This is a genomic window from Mesorhizobium sp. M0048 (genome assembly GCF_040323405.1).
In the GTDB taxonomy this organism is placed as follows: domain Bacteria; phylum Pseudomonadota; class Alphaproteobacteria; order Rhizobiales; family Rhizobiaceae; genus Mesorhizobium.
Map to the genome: position 1 here is coordinate 17960 of NZ_JAMYUV010000036.1, position 23929 is coordinate 41888.

Annotated in this window: 25 protein-coding genes; 17 read left to right on the top strand and 8 right to left on the bottom strand. The window is 62.4% G+C overall.

All coding sequences use genetic code 11. From position 1 onward, the window contains the following. The first annotated feature begins 61 nt into the window (after positions 1–61). The 8 genes from NKJ84_RS23935 to NKJ84_RS23970 all read left to right on the top strand — a co-directional run bounded on the left by NKJ84_RS23935 (position 62) and on the right by NKJ84_RS23970 (position 8555). Complete coding sequence (locus tag NKJ84_RS23935) at positions 62–2761, top strand: DUF2339 domain-containing protein (RefSeq protein WP_352508509.1); 2700 nt, start codon at positions 62–64, stop codon at positions 2759–2761. 40 nt (positions 2762–2801) lie between these two features. Beyond that, entirely contained in the window at positions 2802–3698 is an 897-nt protein-coding gene (locus NKJ84_RS23940; protein WP_352508510.1) for an ABC transporter substrate-binding protein, read from the top strand. A 143-nt stretch (positions 3699–3841) separates the two neighbouring features. Continuing rightward, the gene (locus NKJ84_RS33300) at positions 3842–3982 is read left to right on the top strand and encodes a hypothetical protein (protein ID WP_502896235.1); all 141 of its coding nucleotides are present in this window, start codon (positions 3842–3844) and stop codon (positions 3980–3982) included. A 197-nt stretch (positions 3983–4179) separates the two neighbouring features. Then, positions 4180–4698 (top strand): sigma-70 family RNA polymerase sigma factor, encoded by a 519-nt coding sequence (locus NKJ84_RS23950; protein ID WP_254820200.1) that lies wholly within the window; start codon positions 4180–4182, stop codon positions 4696–4698. Beyond that, the gene (locus NKJ84_RS23955; RefSeq protein WP_352508511.1) at positions 4695–5486 is read left to right on the top strand and encodes an anti-sigma factor family protein; all 792 of its coding nucleotides are present in this window, start codon (positions 4695–4697) and stop codon (positions 5484–5486) included. Before NKJ84_RS23950 ends, NKJ84_RS23955 begins: the two co-directional genes overlap by 4 nt. 208 nt (positions 5487–5694) lie before the next feature. Next, on the top strand, positions 5695–6801 hold the full coding sequence (locus NKJ84_RS23960; protein ID WP_254820202.1) for a peptidase C39 family protein: 1107 nt from the start codon (positions 5695–5697) through the stop codon (positions 6799–6801). Beyond that, entirely contained in the window at positions 6798–8261 is a 1464-nt protein-coding gene (locus tag NKJ84_RS23965; RefSeq protein ID WP_352508512.1) for a RimK family ATP-grasp domain-containing protein, read from the top strand. The genes NKJ84_RS23960 and NKJ84_RS23965 overlap by 4 nt, the downstream gene beginning before the upstream one ends. Before the next feature lie 21 nt (positions 8262–8282). Then, positions 8283–8555, top strand: a complete 273-nt coding sequence (locus NKJ84_RS23970) for a DUF3303 domain-containing protein (protein WP_352508513.1) — start codon at positions 8283–8285, stop codon at positions 8553–8555. A 129-nt stretch (positions 8556–8684) separates the two neighbouring features. Here the strand turns inward: NKJ84_RS23970 and NKJ84_RS23975 are convergent, their stop codons facing one another. From NKJ84_RS23975 to ygfZ, 3 genes are all read right to left on the bottom strand, one after another. Next, positions 8685–10823 (bottom strand): putative bifunctional diguanylate cyclase/phosphodiesterase, encoded by a 2139-nt coding sequence (locus NKJ84_RS23975; protein WP_352508514.1) that lies wholly within the window; start codon positions 10821–10823, stop codon positions 8685–8687. Positions 10824–10887: 64 nt separating this feature from the next. After that, entirely contained in the window at positions 10888–11520 is a 633-nt protein-coding gene (locus NKJ84_RS23980) for a YfbR-like 5'-deoxynucleotidase (protein ID WP_352508515.1), read from the bottom strand. Beyond that, entirely contained in the window at positions 11520–12380 is an 861-nt protein-coding gene (gene ygfZ / locus NKJ84_RS23985) for a CAF17-like 4Fe-4S cluster assembly/insertion protein YgfZ (protein WP_352508516.1), read from the bottom strand. The genes NKJ84_RS23980 and ygfZ overlap by 1 nt, the downstream gene beginning before the upstream one ends. Before the next feature lie 83 nt (positions 12381–12463). On the opposite strand from ygfZ, the gene NKJ84_RS23990 reads away from it, so the two are divergent. Continuing rightward, positions 12464–13795 carry a dihydroorotase gene (locus NKJ84_RS23990; RefSeq protein ID WP_352508517.1) on the top strand — a complete coding sequence of 444 codons (1332 nt, stop codon included), beginning with the start codon at positions 12464–12466 and terminating at the stop codon, positions 13793–13795. Positions 13796–13828: 33 nt separating this feature from the next. Here NKJ84_RS23990 and NKJ84_RS23995 read toward each other — a convergent pair whose 3' ends face one another. The 4 genes from NKJ84_RS23995 to NKJ84_RS24010 all read right to left on the bottom strand — a co-directional run bounded on the left by NKJ84_RS23995 (position 13829) and on the right by NKJ84_RS24010 (position 16195). After that, positions 13829–14632: a hypothetical protein gene (locus NKJ84_RS23995; protein ID WP_352508518.1), complete on the bottom strand. Its 804-nt coding sequence runs from the start codon at positions 14630–14632 to the stop codon at positions 13829–13831. An 80-nt stretch (positions 14633–14712) separates the two neighbouring features. Then, on the bottom strand, positions 14713–14970 hold the full coding sequence (locus NKJ84_RS24000) for a hypothetical protein (protein ID WP_008874920.1): 258 nt from the start codon (positions 14968–14970) through the stop codon (positions 14713–14715). Positions 14971–15343: 373 nt separating this feature from the next. Next, positions 15344–15721, bottom strand: coding sequence for a TIGR02301 family protein (locus NKJ84_RS24005; RefSeq protein ID WP_023677748.1), 378 nt, complete (start codon positions 15719–15721; stop codon positions 15344–15346). 48 nt (positions 15722–15769) lie between these two features. Beyond that, positions 15770–16195, bottom strand: a complete 426-nt coding sequence (locus NKJ84_RS24010; protein ID WP_352508519.1) for an NUDIX hydrolase — start codon at positions 16193–16195, stop codon at positions 15770–15772. 121 nt (positions 16196–16316) lie between these two features. Between NKJ84_RS24010 and NKJ84_RS24015 the strand changes: the two genes are divergently transcribed. Next, a complete protein-coding gene (locus tag NKJ84_RS24015) occupies positions 16317–17078 on the top strand; it encodes an SOS response-associated peptidase (RefSeq protein ID WP_352508540.1) in 762 nt (253 codons plus the stop codon). 57 nt (positions 17079–17135) lie between these two features. On the opposite strand, the gene NKJ84_RS24020 is transcribed toward NKJ84_RS24015, so the two are convergent. Continuing rightward, entirely contained in the window at positions 17136–17285 is a 150-nt protein-coding gene (locus tag NKJ84_RS24020) for a hypothetical protein (RefSeq protein WP_352508520.1), read from the bottom strand. A gap of 418 nt (positions 17286–17703) precedes the next feature. On the opposite strand from NKJ84_RS24020, the gene cysS reads away from it, so the two are divergent. The 7 genes from cysS (at position 17704) to cimA (ending at position 23850) form a co-directional block, all read left to right on the top strand. Continuing rightward, a complete protein-coding gene (cysS, locus tag NKJ84_RS24025; protein WP_352508522.1) occupies positions 17704–19236 on the top strand; it encodes a cysteine--tRNA ligase in 1533 nt (510 codons plus the stop codon). 280 nt (positions 19237–19516) lie between these two features. Beyond that, positions 19517–19924 carry an endonuclease domain-containing protein gene (locus NKJ84_RS24030; RefSeq protein ID WP_352508541.1) on the top strand — a complete coding sequence of 136 codons (408 nt, stop codon included), beginning with the start codon at positions 19517–19519 and terminating at the stop codon, positions 19922–19924. Then, the gene (locus tag NKJ84_RS24035) at positions 19921–20307 is read left to right on the top strand and encodes a VOC family protein (protein WP_352508523.1); all 387 of its coding nucleotides are present in this window, start codon (positions 19921–19923) and stop codon (positions 20305–20307) included. The genes NKJ84_RS24030 and NKJ84_RS24035 overlap by 4 nt, the downstream gene beginning before the upstream one ends. Before the next feature lie 6 nt (positions 20308–20313). Beyond that, the gene (locus NKJ84_RS24040) at positions 20314–20805 is read left to right on the top strand and encodes a GFA family protein (RefSeq protein ID WP_352479207.1); all 492 of its coding nucleotides are present in this window, start codon (positions 20314–20316) and stop codon (positions 20803–20805) included. Continuing rightward, positions 20802–21278 (top strand): GFA family protein, encoded by a 477-nt coding sequence (locus NKJ84_RS24045; RefSeq protein WP_352508524.1) that lies wholly within the window; start codon positions 20802–20804, stop codon positions 21276–21278. Before NKJ84_RS24040 ends, NKJ84_RS24045 begins: the two co-directional genes overlap by 4 nt. Next, positions 21275–22231: a prolyl aminopeptidase gene (gene pip / locus NKJ84_RS24050; RefSeq protein ID WP_352508525.1), complete on the top strand. Its 957-nt coding sequence runs from the start codon at positions 21275–21277 to the stop codon at positions 22229–22231. The genes NKJ84_RS24045 and pip overlap by 4 nt, the downstream gene beginning before the upstream one ends. After that, positions 22228–23850: a citramalate synthase gene (cimA, locus tag NKJ84_RS24055; protein ID WP_352508526.1), complete on the top strand. Its 1623-nt coding sequence runs from the start codon at positions 22228–22230 to the stop codon at positions 23848–23850. The genes pip and cimA overlap by 4 nt, the downstream gene beginning before the upstream one ends. Positions 23851–23929 lie beyond the last annotated feature (79 nt).

Consider the following 23929-nt stretch of genomic DNA (forward strand, 5'->3'; position numbering starts at 1 on the left):
CATTTGAATGTCACTGAACATTGAATGTCAGTGACAACTGGCCTGGTTTGGGGGAACCGCCATGTTTGAAAGCCTGATTGGCCTCGTCGCCATCATCGCGCTGTTCGTCATCATTTCACGCCAGCAGGGCCGTATCGGCCTGATCGAGCGCGAGCTTGGCGCCTTGCGCAGCCTTGTGCTTTCGGGCATGCCTGCGCTGCCGCTGCAAGCCAAAGAACCGGCAGCAAACGACAGCAAACCGGCGGATGCCGCAATACCGCTTGCGGCCGCAGCCGACCTGGCATCGCCAGGGACCGCAGCGGTCGCATCAGCCACAGAGGCCGAGGCCGATACCGCGGCGCCATCCGCGCCGGAGTCGGCGCTACCGGCGGCCGCGGCGAAGCCAGCTCGCCAGTCCGACGTCGAAACGGCTCTCGGTACTCGCTGGGCGGTCTGGGTCGGCGGCATCGCGCTGGCGCTGGGCGGCCTGTTCCTGATCCGCTACACCATCGAGGCCGGCATTTTCGGGCCGCGCGTGCGGCTCGCCATGACGGCGGCACTCGGGCTGGTGCTGGTCGCCGGCGGCGAGTTCATCCGGCGCACCGGCTTCAGGGTGCCGGTGCAAGGTGCCGCCGGTGCCTATATCCCGGCAATCCTGACGGCCGCCGGCGCTTTCATCCTGTTCGGTACCGTCTACGCCGCGTACAGCATTTACGGCTTCATCGGCCCGACGCTCGCTTTCACGCTGCTCGGCGCCATCGGGGTGGCGACGATCGCGGCAAGCCTGGTCCACGGTCAGGCGCTGGCCGGCGTCGGCCTGCTCGGTGCCATGGTGACGCCGCTGCTGGTCGCCTCGCAGGCGCCCAATCCGTGGGCGCTGTTCGGCTATCTGGCGATCGTGCTCGTCGCCACCGGCGTCATCGCCCGTATCCGCGACTGGAGCCTTTTGATGGCCGCTGCCTTCGTCGCCACCGGCATCTGGACCGTCTTCTACATGACCGAAGCGCCGGGGACGAACCTTTCCGTCATCCTTTTTATCGACGGGGTGACACTGGCCGTGCTCGCCTTCGTCTGGCTTGGCCGCCGCGACGAAACGGTCGCCGGCAGCGGCTTCGATTGGCCGTCGATCGCGCCGGGCTTCTTCGTCGGGCTTTCGGCGCTGGCCCTGTTTGTCGATCCGGCCTTCGCCGCCATCCGCGGTGCATTGCCGGGTGCCGCCCTTGTCGCAGCCCTGGTGGGGGTGGCGCTCTATCGGCCGCGGGCGCTGGCACTGCTGCACGCCGCCGGGCTGGCGACGGTACTGGTCTATCTCGGCATCATTCCGCCGACCACGATCGCTTCCGATTTTTCGGGCGGCGCTCTTGGCGTCGACGGCATGCCGGTTGTGGCGTCCGATGCCTTGATGCTCAGGGTCGGCATCGTTCTCGGCCTGGTCTTCATCGGCCTCGGCTTTTGGGCGGCGCGCCGTTTTGCGGCCCATGGCTGGCTGCGCGCCGCCACATGGGCGGCCTGGAGCGCTGTCGCGCCACTGGTCATCCTGCTGGCGCTCTGGTCTACCTTCGGCAATCTCGACCGTGACCTTGCTTATGCGGCGGTCGCAGCCGTTTTGGTCGGCGTCTTCGTCGCCGGCGGCGAATGGATAGCACGCGGCGAAGCGCCGCCGCTGACCGGCGGCGCTGCCGTCTCCTTCGCGCTCGGCGGCGCGGCGATTGCCGGCCTGCTGATGCTGCACATGGCCTTTGGTTCCGGCTGGACAACCATCCTGCTCGGAGCAGCCGCCGCCGTGCCGGCGCTGGCGACGCGCTGGCGTAGCTATCCGGTGCTTGGCTGGATTTCCGTTGGTGCGGTGATTGCAGTGCTTGGCCGCGCTGCCTTCGACCCGACCATCGTCGGTGCCGAGTTCCTGTCGAAGACGCCGGTGTTCAACTGGCTGCTGCTTGGATATGGCGTGCCGGCGCTCGCTTTCGGTTTTGCCGCCTGGCAGCTTGCCCGAACTACCAATGGCCGACCGCGCCTTGCCATGGAGGCCGGCGCCGCGCTGTTTTGCCTGCTCACCGTCGCCATGCTGGTGCGCCATGCCATGCATGGCGGCGTCATCGATACGGCTGCTGCAACGCTTGCCGAACAGGCGATCTACACGCTGATCGCCATCGGTGCCGGTGCCATCCTGGTCGCTATCGACATGCGCTCGCCAAGTCAGGTGCTGCGTTACGGCTCGATTGCAGCGGGCGTGGTCTCGGTCGCCTTCATCGTCCTCCAGCATTTTCTGGCGTTGAACCCGTTGCTGACCGATGAATCGACCGGCAGCATTCCGGTGTTCAACCTTCTGTTCCTCGCCTACCTCTTGCCGGCGGTCGCGGCAGGCGCACTGGCACTCTATTCCCGTGACAAGCGGCCGCAATGGTATGCGGCGATGCTGGCGGTGGTGGCGGCGGTGCTCGCTTTTGCCTATGCCACGCTGTCGGTCAGGCGCCTGTTCAAGGGTGAGTTCATCGGACTGTGGAGCGGTCTCGGCCAGCTTGAGACCTATACTTATTCGGCTCTGTGGCTGGTCATCGGCGTGGTGCTGCTCACCGCCGGTGTCTGGCTGAAGTCCCAGGTGCTGCGCATAGCGTCGGCGGCGCTGATCTCGATCGCCGTGCTCAAAGTCTTCGTCTTCGACATGTCGGAACTGGAAGGGGTGTTACGGGCGCTGTCCTTCATCGGCCTCGGCGCGGTGCTCATCGGCATCGGCCTGTTTTATCAGCGGCTGCTGACAAGGGCGGCGAGAGAGGTAAATTAGGTCGTCCACTGCAAGAAGCTCCAGCCTGGAGGACAGCGCGTTGCTCATAAACGACATAGCTACGATCGGCATCATCACGGCAGGCCCTGGGGGACCAATCGAAGGCTTCAAGGAGGGGCTGAGAGAATTGGGATTTGCCGAAGGCCGGAGCATTCGGTTTGAGCAGCGATCGGCCAATGGTGATTTGGGCAGGCTTCCCACCCTGGCGACGGAACTGGTTAGGCTGAACGTCGACCTTATCGCCGTGATCGGGGCGGTAACCGCGCGTGCGGTCCAAAAGGCGACAACGGAGCTCCCCGTCGTTTATTCTGTCGTCGTCGATCCGGTCAGTGATGGCCTCGCCGCAAGCCTGGAGAAGCCCGGCGGCAACATGACAGGAGTAACCAGCTTCGATCCAAACCAGGCGCGGACGCATGTCGAGTTGTTGCGAGCCGTCTTACCAGCGCTCTCCCGCATCGCGATCTTGAGCGATCAGGGGGTGTCCGATTGCCTGTCAGCCTCCAATGCTGGGGCAATACAAGAATTTGGGCTGAACCCGCAGGTTCTCCGCATTATAGGGCCTCAGCCCGATCTTGACGGCGCTTTTGCAGCGATGGATCGCGAACTGGTCGAAGCGCTCATCGTCCTCGAGGAGCCGAACATTGCAGCACTCCGCGCAAGAATCGCGGAGCTTGCCCTTGCGCGTCGCTTGCCAACCATCTTCGCGCGGGAGCAGATCGATGCGGGAGGTCTGTTCTGCTACGGCACCAGCTTGCGAAGCGCAACATATCACATGGCGCTGTGCGCGAAGAAGATTCTTGATGGCAAGAGCCCCCGCGACATACCAATTCAGACTTTGTCCCAGCACGAATTGGTGGTGAACTTGCAGACCGCGAGAAAGCTCGGTCTAACGGTGCCTTCAAATATAGTAAATAGAGCGGTGCGTGTGATTGAATAGTACTGCGGCCGCTGACCCGCAGCAAGGGAGACATAGGATCAAATGGCACTCTATATACGAGGCCCCGAAGTGGATGCTTCAGCGACTATGTTGCAGCGCCAGACGGACGCTCCAAGCAAAACGGAGGCGGTGCGGACCGCGCTTTGCACGAACTCGAACGCAGTCGCACCAATGTGTCGCTTCGCGACCGGATTGCCAGGCTGCAAGCCGAGGCGGTGAGGATGGGCCTGCCCAATCCTGACTTCGATATGAAGAAATTCACAGACGAGACGCGGGAAGACTGACGTTTGTCGACGCGCCGCTATTCGTCACCACGCATTTCTTTCAACTTTCGGATGCAACCCGGGAATAAACCTGCCACCGGCAGCGTTATTCAGTTGCTTGGGTGACCGGGGCGGCGGACCGCTTCGCGCTGGCCGCTTGCGCCGCGCTGCAAAGGCGCGTTCAATCACCACGGACAGGGGCTCCAGAACCAGCGGTCATGGACGAAAAGAAGGCAGCAATCCTGGGTGAAATACCGCGTCTGCGCCGCTATGCACGCTCGCTGTTGCGCGACCGCGATTCCGCCGACGATCTCGTCCAGGATTGTCTCGAGCGGGCGCTTGTGCGGCTCGACAATTGGCAGACAGGAGAAAGCCCCAGGAGGTGGCTGTTTACGATCATGCACCATTTGTTCATCGACCAGATGCGCAAGGTGAACCGGCGCGGCGAGGCGGCGATGCTGCCGCTCGAGACAAGCGAGGCGCAGGCAGCACCCGCCGAGCAGGTCGAGAGCATCGCCTCGCGCGAGATCGTCGACGCGCTGCAGGCGATCAGCCCTGACCGGCGCGCGGCACTTGTGATGGTCGCCATCGAAGGGTTTTCCTATGCCGAAGCCGCCAACATCCTTGGAGTGCCCGCCGGCACTTTGATGTCGCGCATCGCGCGCGGGCGTGACGAACTGCGAGCGCTGCTGGATGATACCGCGCGCCGCCGCTCGATAAGGATCGTTGAGAAATGAGCCGGCGCGATTTCTCCGAACGCGACATCCACATGGCTCTCGATGGCGAGTTGCCGGGCGACGAGCGGACGGCCTATGAGGCATGGCTCGAGGCCAATGCCGAGATGAAGGCCAAGAGCGCACGCTACGCCGCCGACCGGGAAGCGTTGCGCGCAGCCTTTAATGGCGTGCTGGACGAACCCGTGCCGGTGCGGTTGAGCAAGGTGGTGCTTGGCGAGGCGCCGGTGGTCAGAGTATCGCCGTCGCGCTCGCGTTGGTGGCTTGCGGCCGCCGCTGCCGCCATCCTGGCGATTGGCGGTGCTGGCGGCTACCTTGCCGGCATCGGCCGCCTCGGACTGGAAAATACCGCCGAGGACCAGCTTGCCGAAGAGGCGATCGCCGCCCACGTCATCTATGCCGCCGAAACGCGGCATGCGGTGGAAGTGCCGGCAAGCGACAAGGATCATTTGCAGAGCTGGTTGTCGAACCAGGTGGGTCTGAAGCTCGTCGCGCCGGATCTGGCGGCGCAAGGATTCCAACTGGTCGGTGGCCGGCTGCTGCCCGCCGGCCAGGGCAAGGCCGCGATGCTGCTTTACGAGGACGTCAAGGGCGAGCGCATATCGCTCTTCGTCACCGCCGAATCGGCAGCCAAGGCCAAGGGCACCTATGGGGAGGACGATGGTCCTGAGGCCGTCTATTGGCTGGACAAGGGTTATGGCTGCGCCGTCGTCGGCTCGCTGCCGCGCGAGCAACTGGCCGCAGTGGCCAAGAGCGCCTATGGCCAGCTTTTGGCGGGCTTGCAAAGCTGAGCAGGCTCTCGCTCTTCCGAAGCCGCGCCGATGCCTAAACACGGAGGTCGTTCAAAGCCTTTGCGCGACCTGCCTGCAGTCAAAACTGTCACAATTCGGCCCTAATCGAGGTGCGATAGCGCTTGCTTAATGCTGGCACTTCGGCTGGTGTGACCGATGTTTAGACTAGGGCCGTTTCCACAACCCAATCGAGGTTTTCTGAGCCCGCATGCCTGCCGAGATTCGCAAGGCCCGCGCGTCCGACGTCGATGACCTCGCCGCCATCGAAAAAGCCGTTTTCTCGAGCGATCGCATTTCTCGCCGCTCCTTTCGCCAACTGATCGAACGCGACACCGCCGAGCTGCTGGTTGGCGAAAGCGATGGCCGCGTCGCCGGCTATGCAGTCGTGCTGTTTCGCAAGGGCAGCGGCGTCGCGAGGCTTTATTCGATCGCCGTTGGTCCATTTTTCGGCGGCCGTGGCGTTGGCCGGCTGCTGCTGGAAGAGGCCGAGGCCGCCGCTTTCGAGCACGGCCGCATGATGCTTCGTTTGGAAGTCCGCGAGGACAACCCGCGCGCGATCCAGATCTACGAGCAGAGCGGCTACCGCAAGATCGGCCGCGAGCCGGACTATTACGAGGATGGCGCCACGGCGCTGCGCTATGAAAAGACCTTGCGCGGCGACATTCCGGTGGCCACCGAAGTGCCGTTTTATCAGCAAACTTGCGAATTCACTTGCGGACCATGCTGCCTGATGATGGCGATGGCTTACTTCGGCCCCGGATTCGTGCCGGATCCGGTGATGGAAATCAGGCTGTGGCGTGAGGCGACGACCGTTTTCATGATGTCGGGGCCGGGCGGCTGCGAACCGTTCGGGCTTGCCGTCGCCGGCTATGAGAGCGGGCTTGCTGCTGAGATCTATGTCTCCTTCTACGGCGCGCTGTTCCTGCAGTCGGTGCGCAGCGAGGACAAGCGCCGCGTCATGGAGCTGGCGCAGGTCGACTTTCGCCGCCGCGCGGAACTTTACAGCATCCCGGTGAATTACCGTTCATTCGGGCTTGACGACATTCGCACCGCGATCGCAGAGGGAAAACTGGTGCTGGTCCTGATCAGCGGCTTCCTGATGTTCGGCAAGAAGGTTCCGCACTGGGTATTGGCCATCGGTGACGACGGCGATCATATCCTGATCCACGACCCCTGGGTCGAGGACGAGCGGCAGGAGACGATCCTCGATGCTGCCAACATTCCCGTGCCTTACGGCATCTTCATGAACATGGCGCAATTCGGCCGCGACGGATTGCGCGCCGCTATCACTCTCGGAAAGCGCGATAGCCAATGACCTGGGTCATCCTTACCGGCCGGCAGAACGATCTCGACCAAGTGGCGACGCCGCACAAGATCATCACCAATCGCGACTACCTTGCCCATCCGGCACTGTTTCGCGGTCAGCGGCCGAAGGTCATCAACCTGTCGAACAATTACGGCTACCAGAGCCGCGGCTATTACGCGTCGCTGCTTGCTGGTTCGCGCGGCCATAAGGTCATCCCGACGGTCGAAACGATGATCGACCTGTCGGAGCGCAAGCTCTATGAGCACGCGTTGCCGGAACTCGAACTCGCACTCAACAAGTGCCGCAAGGATCTGGGTGGCGCTTTTCCCCAGAAGGTCTGCATCTTCTTCGGCATCGGACCATCCAGGATCTGGGACCGCTTCGCAAAACTTCTGTTCGACTGGTTCCGTGCCCCGGCGCTCGAGGTCCACATCAGGGACAGCGCCGAATGGGCCTCGATCCGCAAGATCGGGTTCCATCCCCTGGCCAGGATGACCGAGGACGAGGAAACGCACTTTCTCCAGTGCCTGGAGACCTACACCAACCGCGAGTGGCGCGACACCAAGGGCCGCACGCCGGCGCGCTACACTTTCGCCACTCTGGTCGATCCGCATGAGGAACTGCCACCGTCGGAGATTTCGTCGCTGCGCCACTGGGCCAAGATCGCTGAAAAGATGGGCGTCGAAATCGAGCCGATCACCAAGCGGGATCTGGCCAAGCTCGCCAACTACGACGCGCTGTTCATCCGCGAGACCACCTCGATCTCCAACCACACCTACCGCTTTGCCCGCCGCGCCCAGCAGGAAGGCATGCCGGTCATCGACGATCCGCTGTCGATGATCCGCTGCACCAACAAGGTCTATCTCAACGAGCTGATGACCTACAACAAGGTACCGGTGCCGCCAACGGTGATGATAGCCGGCACCTCGGACCTGGAACTTGCGGCGCAGACGCTGGGCTTCCCGCTGGTGCTGAAGATCCCGGACTCCTCGTTTTCGCGCGGCGTCAAGAAATGCGGCACCTTCGACGAGCTGAAGACGCTCGCAACCGAATGGCTGGAGGATTCCGACCTCCTGATCGCGCAAAAATTCATTCCGACGGAATATGACTGGCGCGTCGGCGTCCTCGGCGGCCAGCCCTTGTTTGCTGTCCATTATCTGATGGCCAAGAAACATTGGCAGATCGTCAATCACAAGGCCAACGGCAAGCCCGACCAGGGCGGCATCAAGACCTTCACCCTGAAGGAAGCGCCGGCCCATGTCGTCGAGACGGCGGTGAGTGCGGCGCGTTGCATCGGCGACGGCCTCTACGGCGTCGACCTCAAGGAAACTAGGGACGGCGTCTTCGTCATCGAGGTCAACGACAACCCCAACCTCGACCACGGCTGGGAAGACTCTGGCGAAAAGGACGAGGTCTGGGTGCGGCTGACGCAGTGGTTCCTGGAGCGGCTGGACAGGCCGGGGCGATGATATACGATTGTGGGGGAAAAGATGCTGTTCTTCGTGATCGAGGATTTTCGCGGCTGCGACCGCAAGGAGATCTACCGCCGTTTCCGCGACCAGGGCCGCCTGAAGCCGGACGCGCTTCTCGTGCACCACAGCTGGATCGCAGCGGATATGAGCCGCTGCTTCCTGCTGGTGGAGGCCGATGACATCACGCTCCTGCAGCGGTGGGTCATCGAATGGGCGGATCTGGTCGAATTCGAGATTGTTCCTGTGGCGACGAACAAGGATATGGTTGAGGCATTGAACGGGCACCTCTGACCCGGCAAGGAACCTCCTGGTTCGCCACACCTGAATTCCGCCTTCTCTATCAAGGAATTAACACGCGAATCGAGCGTCATCTCAAGCAGATCTAAGCCGGTTGCCCGCGCTTCCGCGAGACTGTCGCACTTAGCCGGACTGCCGGATCGTCGCGCTCGACTTCAGCAGCCGATTGATGTCCGACGCCTTTGACGGCACGCCGATCAAATAGCCTTGGGCCTCGACACAACCCTCTTTTTGCAGGAATTCAAGCTGCGCTTCGGTCTCGACACCTTCGGCGGTGACGGTGATGCCCAGCTGTGCGCCAAGCCCGATGATGGTGCGCACGATCGCCGCGGTATCGCGACTGTCGATGTCACGGGTGAACGAGCGATCGATCTTGATCTTGTCGACGGGAAAGCGCCTGAGGTAGCCCAGCGAGGAATAGCCGGTGCCGAAATCGTCCAGCGCGATGCGGACGCCCAGATCGCGTAGCTGCCTGAGTGTCTTGAGCACCAGATCGCTCTCGTCCATCAGCACCGTTTCGGTGATTTCCAGTTCAAGTCGGTTGGCCGGCACGCCCGAGAACGCCAGTGCCGAAATGACGCTGCGGGCAAAGGTACCGCTTTTGATCTGCACGGCGGAGACATTGACTGCGATGCGCCAAGCCGCCCAGCCGGCCGCGGTCGTGCAGGCTTTTCGCAGCGCCCATTTTCCGAGCGGCACGATCAGCCCGGTCTCCTCGGCGGCCGGAATGAAGTCGTCCGGCCGCACCAGGCCGCGCACCGGCGATCGCCAGCGCATCAAGGCTTCGGCACCGACGATTTCGCCGGAGGCGATGTTCATGATCGGCTGGAAATCCAGCTCGAATTCGCGGCGCGACAGCGCTGCCCTGAGATCGATTTCGAGCGCCCGGCGGGCCCGCACCCTCGCGTCCATGGCCGGTTCGAAGAAGCGGTAGAGGTTGCGCCCTTCGCTCTTTGCCCGATAGAGCGCCATATCGGCATTTTTCAGCAAAGTCTCGGCGTCCTTGCCGTCATTCGGAAACAGCGCGATGCCGAGACTGATGCCGACACGCATGTCGTGTCTCTTGTCGCGAAACGGCTTTCCGATGATCTCGACTATGCGTTTGGCCAGCTTTTCCGCGTCGCCCGGGCTTTTGAGATTGAACAGGATGATGACGAATTCGTCGCCGCCGAAGCGGGAGACAACGTCCGTTTCATTGCGCAGGCACCGTTGCAGCCGTTCGGCCACGCATTTCAGCAGCCAGTCGCCGGCGGGGTGACCCCAAGTATCATTGACTGCCTTGAAGTGATCGAGGTCGAGCGAGAATATCGCCAGCGATCCGTCTCTCGTCTCGCTCAGGGCTTGGTCGAGCCGTTCGCGAAGCATCGAGCGATTGGGCAGGTTGGTCAGTGTGTCGTGGTGCGCAAGATGGGTCATGCGCTCTTCCACACGCCTGCGCTCGGTGACATCGTCGAACGTCGCGACCCAGCCGCCGCCGCTCATCGGCCGGCGCGCAACCAGCAGCGTCCTGCCGTCGGCGAGATGACGATGCGTTACGTGTGTTTTCCCCGCCCGCAGGCAGGCTTCGATTTGCGAGATTTCGCTGTCGGGGTCGAGCTTTGTATAAATGCCCAGTTCCAGCAGCCGCTTGAACGCATCACGGTGGCTCATGCCAAGCGGGAAGTCGGCGGGCCTGACATGATAAAGTTCCAGGAAACGTTCGTTGCGCACGATCAGCTTGCCGTCCGCATCGTACATCAAAAGGCCTTGCGACATGTTGGCAAGTGCTGCGTCGAAACGGCGGTGCTGCTCTTTCAACTCCTGCTCGGCGCGCCGTTGCTCGGTGATGTCCTCGTAGATCGAGACCCAGCCACCTGACGCCAGCGGCCGGTGCGAAATGTTGACGATGCGCCCGTCTGCAAGCGTTTCCTCATAGGTGGAAGGTTTTGCCTGGTCGATATAGGGCTTGCGGATGGCATAGAGTTGCTCGGCGCTTTGCGAGGCGATGCCGATATCCACGCTGTGCTGGAGGATGTCGAAAAACCGGATGCCGGGCCGCACCACTTCGGCGTCGAGGCGAAAGATGCTGATGTAGTTCCTGTTGCAGATGATCATCCGCTCATCGGCATCGAACATGCACAGGCCATGCGACATGTTCTCGATCGCTGCCGAAAAACGCTCGTTCTGTTCGCGTAGCTCGTCTTCGATCCGTCGCGGCAGACCAACGCCTTTGGCCCTCCGTCGGCGGACGGATGAACCAGCCTTGATACCGGCAACGGGCATGAGGCAAGCCTATGGACCATGGTTAACCACGGCACTGTTGTCCCTGCCGGTTAATTTACCGTTTTCAGCCGGCTGGAACGGCAGTCTGGCGTCGCGACTTTTCGATCGCCGCAAACCGTTTGAGAAAGGCATTCTGCGCCCAGGTCACCGAGCGCGGCGTGACATCGAAGTGCTCGGCGTTGAAACCGCGCGGCCTGCCGAAGAACTCGGTCGCCTCTGCCGTCGAAAAACCCGCAAGCAGCGTTGCTTCGAAATAAGCGGCGATCTGATCCGCTCGCTTAATTTCCTTGCGCAGCCCCGCGTCGAGTTCGGCCGGCAGTGAAAAGCGCAGATGGATGGCGCGCTGCAGCCTGGTCTCGCAATCCCTGTAGCTGCCGCCCATCACGGATTTGAACGGCGAGATCATATCGCCAATGACGTATTCCGGCGCGTCATGCAGCAGCGCCGCCAACCGCGCGTCAGCGTCGGCATCCGGCATCAGTTCGCCGACAAGCGTTTCGACCAGCAGCGAATGCTGGGCGACCGAAAAGGCGTGATCGCCTCTGGTCTGGCCATTCCAGCGTGCGACGCGGGCAAGGCCATGGGCAATATCGGAGATCTCGATGTCGAGCGGCGAGGGATCGAGCAGGTCGAGCCGGCGGCCGGACAGCATACGTTGCCAGGCACGCGGCGGCGCCCCGGCGCGGTCGGCCGCCATCAGGCGTCCTCCGCGCCGACGGCTTCCTGCGGAAAGCTGAATTTCGCCCAGGACGGGATGGCGAGCGACACAGCGACGTCGTCAGCCAGGATCGGCAGGCCGGCGTCGAGCGCTGCCTTGACCCGGTCGATGCGGGCAATGGCAAGGCCTGTCGTGCCGGCGGTAGAGCCAAGCGTGCCGACTGGTCGCCCCGCCACGGCCAACTCTGCGCGCGAAGTGGGCAGGGGGCGTTCGGCCGAGACGATCAACACTCGGCGCCTGGCAGTGCCGCGATGCTGCATGCGCGAGACGACCTCCTGGCCGACGTAGCAGCCTTTCTTGAAGCCGACGCCACCGATCTCGTCGAGCAGCACATCATGCGGAAACGCGTCGCCGAGCTGATAGTCGCTGCCGCTTTCGGCAATGCCATTGGCGATGCGAAAGGCTTGCCATGCGGCAAGGTCGCCGCTGTCTGCGGCGCCACCATAGAAGCGCGTGACGATAGCATCGACAAACCGCGCATCGGCAACCGGTGCGGATTCAAATTGCGAGGCAGTTGAATCGCTTTCCCATACGACGGTCACAACCGACTGATCTGCCTTGGCAATTTCGACTTTGGCGCGCAACTTGTAGAGCGTCAGCCGTCGCATGAAGTCATCGGTGGTCTCAGCACGGCATTCGAGCAGGAAAATATTTTCGCCAGCGCGCGAGATCAGGAAGTCGAAAAGGATCTTGCCTTGCGGCGTCAGTAAGGCGCCGGGCTTTGCTTCGCCGCGGCCTAGCGCGTCTAGGTCGGTGGTCAGGATGTTCTGCAAAAAGTGTTCGGCATCCGGTCCGGACACGGAAACGAGTGCGCGATCTCTGAGCGAGGCAAAGGGCATGGTGGGAAAACGAGCCTGATCTTGCAAAACTATCGGTCATTACGTAAGCCGCTGGCACTTCCCCCGCAAGAGACCGGATCCGCATGGCCCCCCTCTACGATCTCATCCTGACAGGCGGCACCGTGGTCAATCACGACGGCGAGGGTTTTCGCGACGTCGGTATCAATGGTGGGCGCATCGCTGCCATCGGCGACCTCCGCCAGGCATCGGCGGGCGAGACGATCGACTGCCACGGGCTGCATATCCTGCCGGGCGTCGTCGACAGTCAGGTGCATTTCCGCGAGCCGGGACTGGAGCACAAGGAAGATTTGGAGACGGGCTCCCGGGCAGCGGTGCTTGGCGGCGTCACCGCCGTCTTCGAGATGCCGAACACCAATCCGCTGACCACCAGCGAGGCAACCCTTGTCGACAAGGTGCGGCGTGCCACCGGCCGCATGCATTGCGACTTTGCCTTCTGGGTCGGCGGGACCCGCGACAATGCAAAAGACGTTGGCAATCTCGAGCGGCTGCCGGGTGCGGCCGGCATAAAAGTGTTCATGGGCTCGTCCACCGGCGACCTGCTGGTCGAGGACGACGAAGGCGTTGCCTCGATCCTGAGGAACACACGCCGCCGCGCCGCCTTTCATTCCGAGGACGAGTTCCGGCTGCGCGAGCGGCTTGGCGAGCGCATCGCGGGCGATCCGTCCTCACATCCGGTGTGGCGCGACGAGATCGCTGCATTGCGCTGCACAGAGCGCCTTGTGCGCATCGCGCGCCAGGTTCGCGCCCGGATCCACGTGCTGCACATCTCGACCGCCGAGGAGATAGGCTTCCTCGAACAGCACAAGGATGTCGCGACCTGCGAGGCGACGCCGCATCATTTGACGCTGAGCGCCGATGACTATGCGCAGCTCGGTACGTTGATCCAGATGAACCCGCCGGTGCGCGCCACGCGTCATCGCGAGGGGATCTGGCAGGGCATTGCGCAAGGCGTTGTCGATGTCCTCGGCTCAGACCATGCGCCGCACACGCTGGCCGAGAAGGCAAAAGCTTATCCGGCGTCGCCGTCCGGCATGACCGGGGTGCAGACTTTGGTGCCGATCATGCTGGACCATGTCAACGCCGGCCGGCTGACGCTGCAGCGCTTTGTCGACCTGACCAGCCACGGCCCGCAGCGTATTTTCGGCATCGCCAGGAAAGGCCGTATTGCCGCCGGCTACGATGCCGATCTGACCATCGTCGATCTGAAGCGCCGAGAGACCATCGCCAACGCCCAGCAAGGCTCCAAGGCCGGCTGGACGCCTTATGACGGCAGGCAGGTGACCGGCTGGCCGGTCGGCACCATCGTTCGGGGCCGGCGCGTGATGTGGGAAGGCGAGATCGTCGCGCCGAGCCAGGGCAGGGCGGTGGAGTTTTGCGAGGCGTTGGCGGGCTAAGCTCCCTGCCTCATAAGGGCCAGGCTAAACCACTCAATCCCCAGCAACGAAGAACGTCCATTGTCCGGTCGGCGTGATGCCGACTCGGTAGAAGATGTACGCACCGAACTGCTTCATATCGTCATAGTCGCTGGCGGTGACGATCTTGAACAGCTCGACCCGCTGCCTGGCATCGAGCTTGTCCAGCGGCAGGGCGAAGAAATAGGGCCAGACATAGAGATCCTGCGGCGTGCCGGCATCGACATGGACAAAACCGGCACTGAGCACCTCTTCCAGGATGGCGAGGATCTCCTGGCCTTCCGTATCGCCCGAAAGGCCCTTCAGGAAGGCGATCGGGTCGCCCTCGATGTCACCCAGCGACAATTGGGTCATCATGTCTCCCGTGCCGATCAGCGGCCGAAGCTTTTCGATGTCGCCGCTTTTGCACGCCTCGACGATCAGATCGTGCATGCGCCTGACCGGTTCCGGCAACTTGGCCAGGTCGTAGACGACTTCGGGCACAGGCGCGTCCGGATCGACATGCGGATTGGCCATCCCGCCATCGTCCGTTGGCCCTTTCGGTTCGGTTTGCTCTGGCTCCTCGGATGGAGTCGGCTGGCGGGCTGGAGGTGGTACCGTGCCGAGCGGGCCGGGCATCGGCACGGTACTTCCAGACGGCGACATGTCGCCGTCCGGCGGCGGCGTGACCGGCGAGGGCAGGTCTTCGCGTTTGATCTCGCTGAGGGCGTGAGCGGGACTGCTCGCAAGAAACAGTGCAAGGGGAATTGTGGCGCAGGAAGCAGTAAGCCAAATGCCGAGGACCAGGCCGCGTGGCTTGCCTGATATCGAAAAATTCACCGCCTGCTACTCCCTGGTTCCAGCCCATCCATGTGCCCGGACATGACGTCCGGCGGCGCGCCGTCGTCAAAGAACCGAGATCAGTGCCGCAGTCTTTCGGGCTCGAAGGCCCCGGCAATCACCTTTTCACGCATGCGATCGAGCAGGGCAAGCGCCGAGGTCTCGCCATTGGCGCGCAGCATTTCGCCGAATGCCGTTTCGAGGGCTGCCTCGGCGATGATTTCCGGCTCGATCCCCGCCGACAATCCTTCTGCCCAGGCTTCGCTGTGGCTTTCCACGGCAGTCAGGCGCTTTTCTTCCCTGACCAGCGCGTCGATGTCGTTGACGCCATGTTCCATTGCGATGTCCACCCTTTCAAGCGGTGATCCGTTGGACAGGGATCAAGCTTGAGTTGTCCCTTTTACACGCAGGCGCAAGTAAGTATCTGTAAATGCGACATTTTTTTGGTCGCTGTCTACAAATTCCGTCGCGTCTAGCAAACCTGCATCCGATCCGTTTCAAACTTAGCCGATTAGGTCGGCCAAGGGGACGGAAACCTTCAGTTTGAGTTAATTTCACATCTGCGCGCTAACGTTTCGTTAACATAGTTGCAAAAGTGCAACATTAGGTTTGCACCAAGACCTCAGTCGAGGCAAGCGGGGAAGTGTCGAACGCGTCCGCCGCGACGGCGCCGACCCTTGATGCAGCTTTTCCGGAAAGCGGCTGCCGTCGTCAGTTTCCGTAGCGCGAAGCGATGTCGCGAGACAGCGTCTCGCCTTCCTTCATGTAGCGGCTGATGGCTTCCGTCGCCGAGGCGGTGCATTGCGTATAAGTGCCGCCGAACGACCGGTAGCCGCGGTTGAAGCTGGCGATGAAGCGGGCGCGCCGCTCCGGGTTCGGATTTTCCGATGCGATCAGTTTTTCCATCTCGGCTCGCCACCGATCGCCCTTCTCGCCACACAGATTACGCAGGAAATGCAGCGAGCCGAGCACTTCCGCCAGCCGCATCAGCCCGGGCTCGAACGGTGCTTCGGCGGCAATCGCCGGGCGCGCACCGACAACCACACTGACGGCGAGGCATGCGGCGAGAAACGAAGACGTGCGGCTCATGAGGCTTTGTGCTGGAACAATTTGTCGCCTGCAAGGCGATTCTCTGGCTCACGTCTCGCCGTCTTTTTTGGGACCGAGTAGATCGTCGGCAATTTCAAACACTGCATCGGCGAGCGGCATCGCCATCATTTCGGCCAGCGTATAGAAAGCCGCGGTTTCGGCGTCGTCGCTGGCAACCGCCTCGCCGCCGGCATAATCGGCCCCAAACACCGTCAGCCAGTAGTCGACCGGATGTCCGTCCCCGCTGCCGTCAATGTGGATTTCCCGCAGCGGCCGGTAGCTGCACGCCTGCAATCCGGTCTCTTCCAGCAATTCGCGCCGTGCTGCCTGTTCCAGCGTCTCGCCGGCTTCGACCTTGCCGCCGGGAAAGGCATAGAGGCCTTGCGAGGGCGGCCTGGCCCGCTTGACCAGCAGCACCGTGTTCTCGCGCACGACGCAGGCCGAGACTGCCGGAATGATCTTGCGTGCTTCCATGGCTCCGGATCGCTCGATTGGCACAGCCCGTTGTGGACCGACCGTCGGCGAACAGCTTTAGCGGTTGCGAAAGGCAGGTTCCATGGCCACTTTCATACGCCACCAATCGAAAGCTGAATTCATGTGCGGACGCTTTGCTTTGACAGCCACTCCGGACCAGACCGCTGCCTTTCTCGGCCTGGCGGAACCTGAGGAGTTTCCGGCCCGCTACAATATCGCGCCGACGCAGCCGGTGCTGATGGCGCTCGCCGGATTGACGCAGGCGCCGGGCTCGAACCTGCCCGACCGCCGCTCGATTCTGGTGCGCTGGGGCCTGATTCCTGCTTGGGTGAAGGATACGCGTAATTTCCCGCTGCTGTTCAACGCGCGTTCCGAGGGGGCTTCGGAAAAGGCGTCGTTTCGCGCTGCCATGCGCCATCGCCGCGCCCTGGTGCCGGCTTCGGGATTCTACGAATGGCACCAAACCGGTGGCAGAAGAGGGCAGCCCTATTGGGTGCGGCCAAGACAGGGCGGGCTTGTCGCCTTCGCCGGGCTGATTGAGACCTATGCCGAGCCGGGCGGCTCGGAAGTGGACACCGGCGCCATTCTGACCGCCCACGCCAATGCCGATACTGCCCATATCCACGACCGCATGCCGGTAGTGATCCATCCCGAGGATTTCGCACGCTGGCTGGATTGCCGCACGCTCGAGCCGCGCGACGTGGCCGATCTGCTGAGACCCGCCCAGCCCGATTTCTTCGAAGCGATCCCGGTTTCCGACCTCGTCAATAAGGTCGCCGATACCGGGTCGGAGATTCAGGAGAAGGGCGTCATCGAGCCTGAGCCCGAGAAGGTCAAGCGCCAGAAGTCCGGCGCGAACGACAATCAGATGAGTTTATTTTAGCAAAAGCTACTGTTACTGGCTCGCCGTGAGCGCCTCAATCTTCACCCGACCGCATTCTCAGGCAGCGCGCGGCGAGACGATCTTCTGTGCCGGCTTCTTCTTCTTCGCGGTGTGCAGAAGAGCGGCGACGATTGCTGCCGGGCCGATCGCTCGGTAATAGCTGTCGAGCGCCGGTTGCTTGGCACGGCTGGGTTCCTGCTTGGGCATTCTTCTCTTCCCTAGTAACGTCTTCGTGTCTGCGTTTGCTGGCCGAATCCGACCAAATCGTGACGCTTGCTGATCTAGCCGGCGAATGTTTCATGACAGTGCCGACATGTTTAATAAAATGTTTCAGTGCCGCATTTCCTGTGATCCAACGATATTTTTGGCGAAGGTAGCGACTTGACGGCAACACCGGGCAAGGCGATAAAGCCGGCCATGAAAACGCCTTTCGCCATTTGTGGCATTTGCATTATCGGCTAGCCTCGCGCTGGTCCTGGACGTTTTCGCCTCATCTCCTCCAAGATTGGACAAACGCCCCGGCCAGCAGGCTGGAGCCCGATTTGCGCCTCGGCGTAACTGGCTTCATCCAGAGCACGATCCCAAAGATCATGCTCAACCAAAGTAACGCACCGGGAACGCACGTATGTCTGACGCATCGAAGAGCCTGCGCCTCTACAACACGCTAACGCGGAGCAAGGAGGATTTCTTCCCGATCGATCCGCGCAACGTGCGCATGTATGTCTGCGGCCCGACGGTCTATGACTTCGCCCATATCGGCAATGCGCGGCCGGTGATCGTCTTCGACGTGCTGTTCCGTTTGCTACGGCATCTCTACGGGCAAGCGCACGTCACTTATGTCCGCAACATTACGGACGTCGACGACAAGATCAACGCTCGCGCGCTGCGCGATTTCGGCGGCGAGATTGCATCGGGCAAGCTGTCGCTGAACGAAGCGATCAGGCGGGTCACCGAAAAGACCGCCGGTCAGTTCCACAAGGACGTTGCGGCGCTCGGTTGCCTGGAACCGACGGTCGAGCCGCGCGCCACCGAGTTCGTCGAGCCCAGGCCCGACGGCAAAGTCGACATGATCTTCTTGATTCAACGCTTGATCGAAGGCGGCCATGCCTATGTCGCGGCTGGAGAAGTCTTGTTCGACACCGCTTCCATGCCGGATTATGGGCAGTTGTCGAAGCGCAATCTCGATGAGCAGCAGGCCGGCGCCCGCGTCGCCGTCGATGCGCATAAGAAGAACCCGCAGGATTTCGTGCTGTGGAAATTGTCTTCGCCCGAGGAGCCGGGCTGGGACAGCCCGTGGGGCAGGGGTCGGCCGGGCTGGCACATCGAGTGCTCGGCGATGTCGGCCGCCTATCTCGGCGAGGTGTTCGACATCCATGGCGGTGGTCTCGACCTGATCTTTCCGCACCACGAGAACGAGATCGCGCAATCGCGTTGCGCCCACGGCACCGAAACGATGGCCAAGGTTTGGATGCACAACGGTTTCCTGCAGGTCGAAGGGCAGAAGATGTCCAAGAGCCTGGGCAATTTCTATTCGATCACCGAATTGCTGGAGACGGATACCTTTGGCGGCCGCAAATGGCCGGGCGAGGTGCTCAGGCTGGCGATGCTGATGACGCATTATCGCGAGCCGATCGACTTTTCCGTGCGCAAGCTGGAAGAGGCGGAAAGGCTGCTTACGAAACTCTACCGTCGATTTGATGAAATCTGGCCCGTGAACCCAATCACACCGGAACCTCGAATATTGGAGCATCTGCTCGACGATTTGCAGACATACGATGCGTTCCGCACCGCTTCTTCATCTGCGTACGGAGCTGGGGATGATGCGGGCCGAGTCTTGGCTGGTCTAAAACTTCTGGGTCTTATGCAGCACACCCCAGATGAATTCTTACGTGGCGTCCCAGCTGTGACTGAGACCAAGGCCGTCGCCCACGCAAGCATTCAGGAGGAGGACGACACCCTCGACTCATACGGCTCTGTTGGTCCCACCAAGGATCGTATCAGAGCGCGTATAGACGAAAGACTCGGTCTTATTCGCGAAAAGAACTGGGCCGAGGCCGACCGCATCCGCGACGAGCTTCTGGCGCAAGGCGTGCAATTGAAGGACGGAAAGGACCCGGTCACCGGCGCCCGCATCACCACCTGGGAGGTAAAGCGGTGAGGGTGGAGGTCGAAATGTGTGCAAGGCTGGCGAAGGCTTTTGTGATGGCCGATCTCCCCCCTTGCGGGGGAGATGTCCGGCAGGACAGAGGGGGGTGGGAAGGATCGCCGACTTTCGACGTAACCCATTCGCACCCCGGAACCTGCTTGAGGGCGTGGCTGCCATCGGTTGACAGGCCGGAGGGACAGTACCCCCCTCTGTCCTGCCGGACATCTCCCCCGCAAGGGGGGAGATTGGCTGTCGTCGATGATTTCGCCAATCGCGAAGGCGAGGGTGCTTGATGGGTCACGACCTCGTTCCATCGCGTCAGCGAAAGAATGCAAAATCTCTGCGCCGTGGCATGACCGATGCCGAGTTGAAGCTTTGGAACGAATTGCGCGCCCATCGGCTGATGGGGATGAGCTTTCGCCGGCAGGTGCCGATCGGACCTTACATCATCGACTTTGCTTGCTCGACACACAGCTTGATCATTGAGGTTGACGGCAGCCAGCACGCGGATCCCGAAAGCGTCCAGCGTGACGAGGCACGAAGCGCGTACTTGAATGCCAGCGGCTGGACCATCCTGCGCTTTTGGAACGACGACGTCGTTCGCGATATTGACAATGTCTGCCAGCACATCGTGATCGTGGCCGGCCTGACTGGCGCCGACGTGTTGGCAGGCCAGCCAGCAACGGAGGTAGTTCCATGATCGATCATCTCGGCATCACCGTTTCGGATTTCGACGCGTCGAAGGCTTTTTGCGACAGGGCGATGGCGCCGCTCGGCGCCTCGCTGCTGTACATGGTGCCGCAGGAATATACCGGCGGCGCCAAGGTCGGCGGCTACGGCCGCGACCGGCCGGTGTTTTGGCTGCACGCCGGCAAGGACAAGTCGAAGCATCATCAGCATGTCGCTTTCACCGCGCGCAGCCGCGCCGAGGTCGATTCCTTTCACGCCGCGGCAATCGCCGCCGGCGGCAAAGACAATGGCGGGCCTGGCCTGCGCCCGCACTACCATCCGAACTATTATGGCGCCTTCGTCCTCGACCCCGACGGCAACAATGTCGAGGCGGTCTGCCATGCTCCGGAGTAGTGCGCGATGAGCCTCGACAACAGACCGGTGTATACAGGCGGCTGCCAGTGCGGCGCCGTGCGCTTCCGCGTCGAAGGCACGCTCGGCGATGCTTCCGTCTGCCATTGCCGCATGTGCCAGAAGGCGAGCGGCAATTTCTACCTGCCGCTGGTCTCGGTGCGCGGCGCTAGGCTGGACTGGACGCGCGGTGAGCCCAAACGCTTCCGCTCGTCCAACGCGGCTTTGCGCGGTTTCTGCGCCGAATGCGGCACGCCGCTGACCTTCGAAGCGCCCGATGGCGTGGCGCTCGCCATCGCCGCATTCGACCACCCCGAGGAGATTGCGCCGACGATCCAATGGGGTGTCGAAGCCAAGCTCCCCTATGTGGATCATGTTCACGAATTGCCCGGTGAGGAAACGATGGCCGACGTCTCGTCTGCCTCCTATCTCGCCGACCTCGTCTCCTACCAACATCCCGACCACGACACCGAACAATGGCCGCCGGAGGAAAAATCATGACCGAAACCGTTCGTACCGGTGGCTGCCAGTGCGGCGCCGTGCGCTTCCGCATCCACGGGGCGCTCGGCCGCCCGTCCATTTGTCATTGCGGCATGTGCCAGAAACAGTTCGGGTCGTTTTTCGGCGCGCTGGTGACAGTGCCGAGCGACGGCGTCGAATGGGTGCGCGAGGAGCCGAGTTACTTTCAGTCGTCGGTCAACATCGATCGCGGCTTCTGCGCCCGCTGCGGCACACCGCTGACCTACCGCCAGCCCGGCGCGCTGGAGATCGCCATCGGCGCCTTCGACGACCGTTCCGATCTGGCGCCGCAGATCCAGGTCAACTACGCCGCCAGGCTGCCTTGGGTCGAGACGATCTTCGACGCACCGATCCACGACGACCCGGATTTCTACGCGCGACAGGAATCCATCATCTCCTTCCAGCATCCCGATCACGAGACGGCCAACTGGCCGCAGCAGGGCCTGAAATTATGAGCAGCGAATTCCGTACCCTCTATCCCGAGATCGAGGCCTTCGAGTCCGGCATGCTCGACGTTGGCGATGGCCATCAGGTCTATTGGGAGCGCTCCGGCACCAAGGGGGCCAAGCCGGCTATATTCCTGCATGGCGGGCCGGGCGGCACCATTTCGCCAAAGCACCGGCGGCTGTTCGACCCGAAGCTCTACGACCTCGTTCTGTTCGACCAGCGCGGCTGCGGAAAATCGACGCCCAATGCGTCGCTCGAAGCCAACACCACCTGGCACCTGGTCGCCGACATCGAGCGCCTGCGAAAAATGTGCGGCTTCGACAAATGGCTGGTGTTCGGCGGCTCGTGGGGTTCGACGTTGGCGCTGGCCTATGCCGAGACCCACCCCGAGCAGGTCAGCGAACTGGTCGTGCGCGGCATCTACACGCTGACCCGCGCCGAACTCGAATGGTACTACCAGTTCGGCGTCTCGGAGATGTTCCCCGACAAGTGGGAGCGGTTTTTGGCACCCATTCCGGAGGCTGAGCGCGCCGACATGATGGCCGCCTACCGCAAACGGCTGGTCGGCAACGATCCTGTGGCGCGGGTCGAGGCCGCCTGCGCCTGGAGCCTGTGGGAGGGCGAGACGATCACGCTGCTGCCGGAACCGGAAACCAGCGGTCCCTTCGGCCAGGATGATTATGCCCTGGCTTTCGCCCGCATCGAGAACCACTATTTCGTCCATGCCGGCTGGCTGGAAGAGGGACAGCTGCTGCGCGATGCATGGAAGCTTAAGGATATCCCGGGTACCATCGTTCACGGCCGCTACGACATGCCGTGCCCGGCGCGCTATGCCTGGGCGCTGCACAAGGCGTGGCCGAAAGCGGACTTCCATCTGATCGAAGGCGCCGGCCACGCCTATTCGGAGCCGGGCATCCTCGACAGGCTGATCCGCGCAACGGACATGTTTGCCGGGAAATGACCATGGCTCGCGAGCGCCTTTATCTGTTCGACACCACGCTGCGCGATGGTCAGCAGACGCCGGGTATCGACTTTTCCGTCGAGGACAAGATCGCCATCGCCAAGCTGCTGGACGCGTTCGGCATCGACTACGTCGAGGGCGGCTACCCCGGCGCCAATCCAACCGACACCGCCTTCTTTGCCGAGCGCCGCACGGCCGATGCCAAATTCGTTGCTTTCGGCATGACCAAGCGGGCAGGCGTGTCGGCTTCGAACGACCCCGGCCTCACGACGCTGATCCAATCCAAATCTGATGCCATCTGCTTCGTCGCCAAGAGCTGGGACTACCACGTCCGCGTCGCGCTCGGCTGCACCAATGAGGAGAACCTCGAGGCGATCAAGACCTCGGTCGAGGCGGCGCTCACTGCCGGCAAGGAGGCGATGGTCGACTGCGAGCATTTCTTCGATGGCTTTAAGGCCAACCCCGATTATGCGCTGGCCTGCGCCAGAACGGCTTATGAAGCCGGCGCGCGCTGGGTGGTTCTGTGCGACACCAATGGCGGCACCCAGCCCTCTGAGGTGCGCGCCACCGTCGAAAAGGTGATCGCCGCCGGCATACCGGGCGACCATCTCGGCATCCACGCCCATGACGACACCGGCCAGGCGGTGGCGAATTCGCTTGCCGCCGTGGAGGCCGGCGTGCGCCAGATCCAGGGCACGCTGAATGGCATCGGCGAGCGCTGCGGCAACGCCAATCTGATCTCGATCGTGCCGACATTGGCGCTGAAGCCGGCCTTTTCGGGCCGCTTTGCTACAGGCATTTCGGCAGAGGCGTTGACCGGTATATCGCGTCTGTCCCGCGCCTTCGACGAGTTGCTGAACCGCGCGCCCGAAGCGCAGGCGCCCTATGTCGGCGCCTCCGCTTTCGCCACCAAGGCCGGCATCCATGCCTCGGCGCTGGCCAAGGAGCCGGCGACCTACGAGCATGTGCCGCCAGAGACTGTCGGCAACCGCCGCCGCGTCATGGTGTCGGACCAAGGTGGGAAGGCCAATTTCCTCGCCGAGCTGAAGCGGCGCGGCATCGACGTGCCCCGGGATGACCATCGCCTCGACGCTCTGATCGCCGTGGTCAAAGACCGTGAGGCGGAGGGTTACGCTTACGAAGGCGCCGACGCCAGCTTCGAGCTTCTGGCGCGCAAGATGCTGCATGGCCTGCCGGAATTCTTCCGCGTCACCTCGTTCCGCTGCATGGTCGAGCGCCGCTTCGACGCCAACGGCCAGTTGAAGACGGTCTCGGAGGCGATTGTGAAAGTGCTGGTCGAGGGCGAGGAGAAGATGTCGGTCGCCGAAGGCCATGGCCCGGTCAACGCGCTCGACATTGCGCTGCGCAAGGATCTCGGCAAATTCCAGAGCGAGATCGCCGATCTCGAGCTGGCCGACTTCAAGGTGCGTATCCTCAATGGCGGCACCGAGGCGATCACCCGCGTGCTGATCGAATCCCATGACGGCACCGGCGCGCGCTGGTGGACGGTCGGCGTCTCCGAAAACATCATCGATGCTTCGTTCCAGGCGCTGATGGATTCGATCGTCTACAAGCTGATGAAGAACCGCGACATGGCGGGATTGGCGGCGGCGGAGTAGCGTTGAACCATCAGCGAGACTCCATTGATCCATCAGAAATTTGCGATGGTTTTGGGCAAGCCGCTGGCGCATAGCGTTG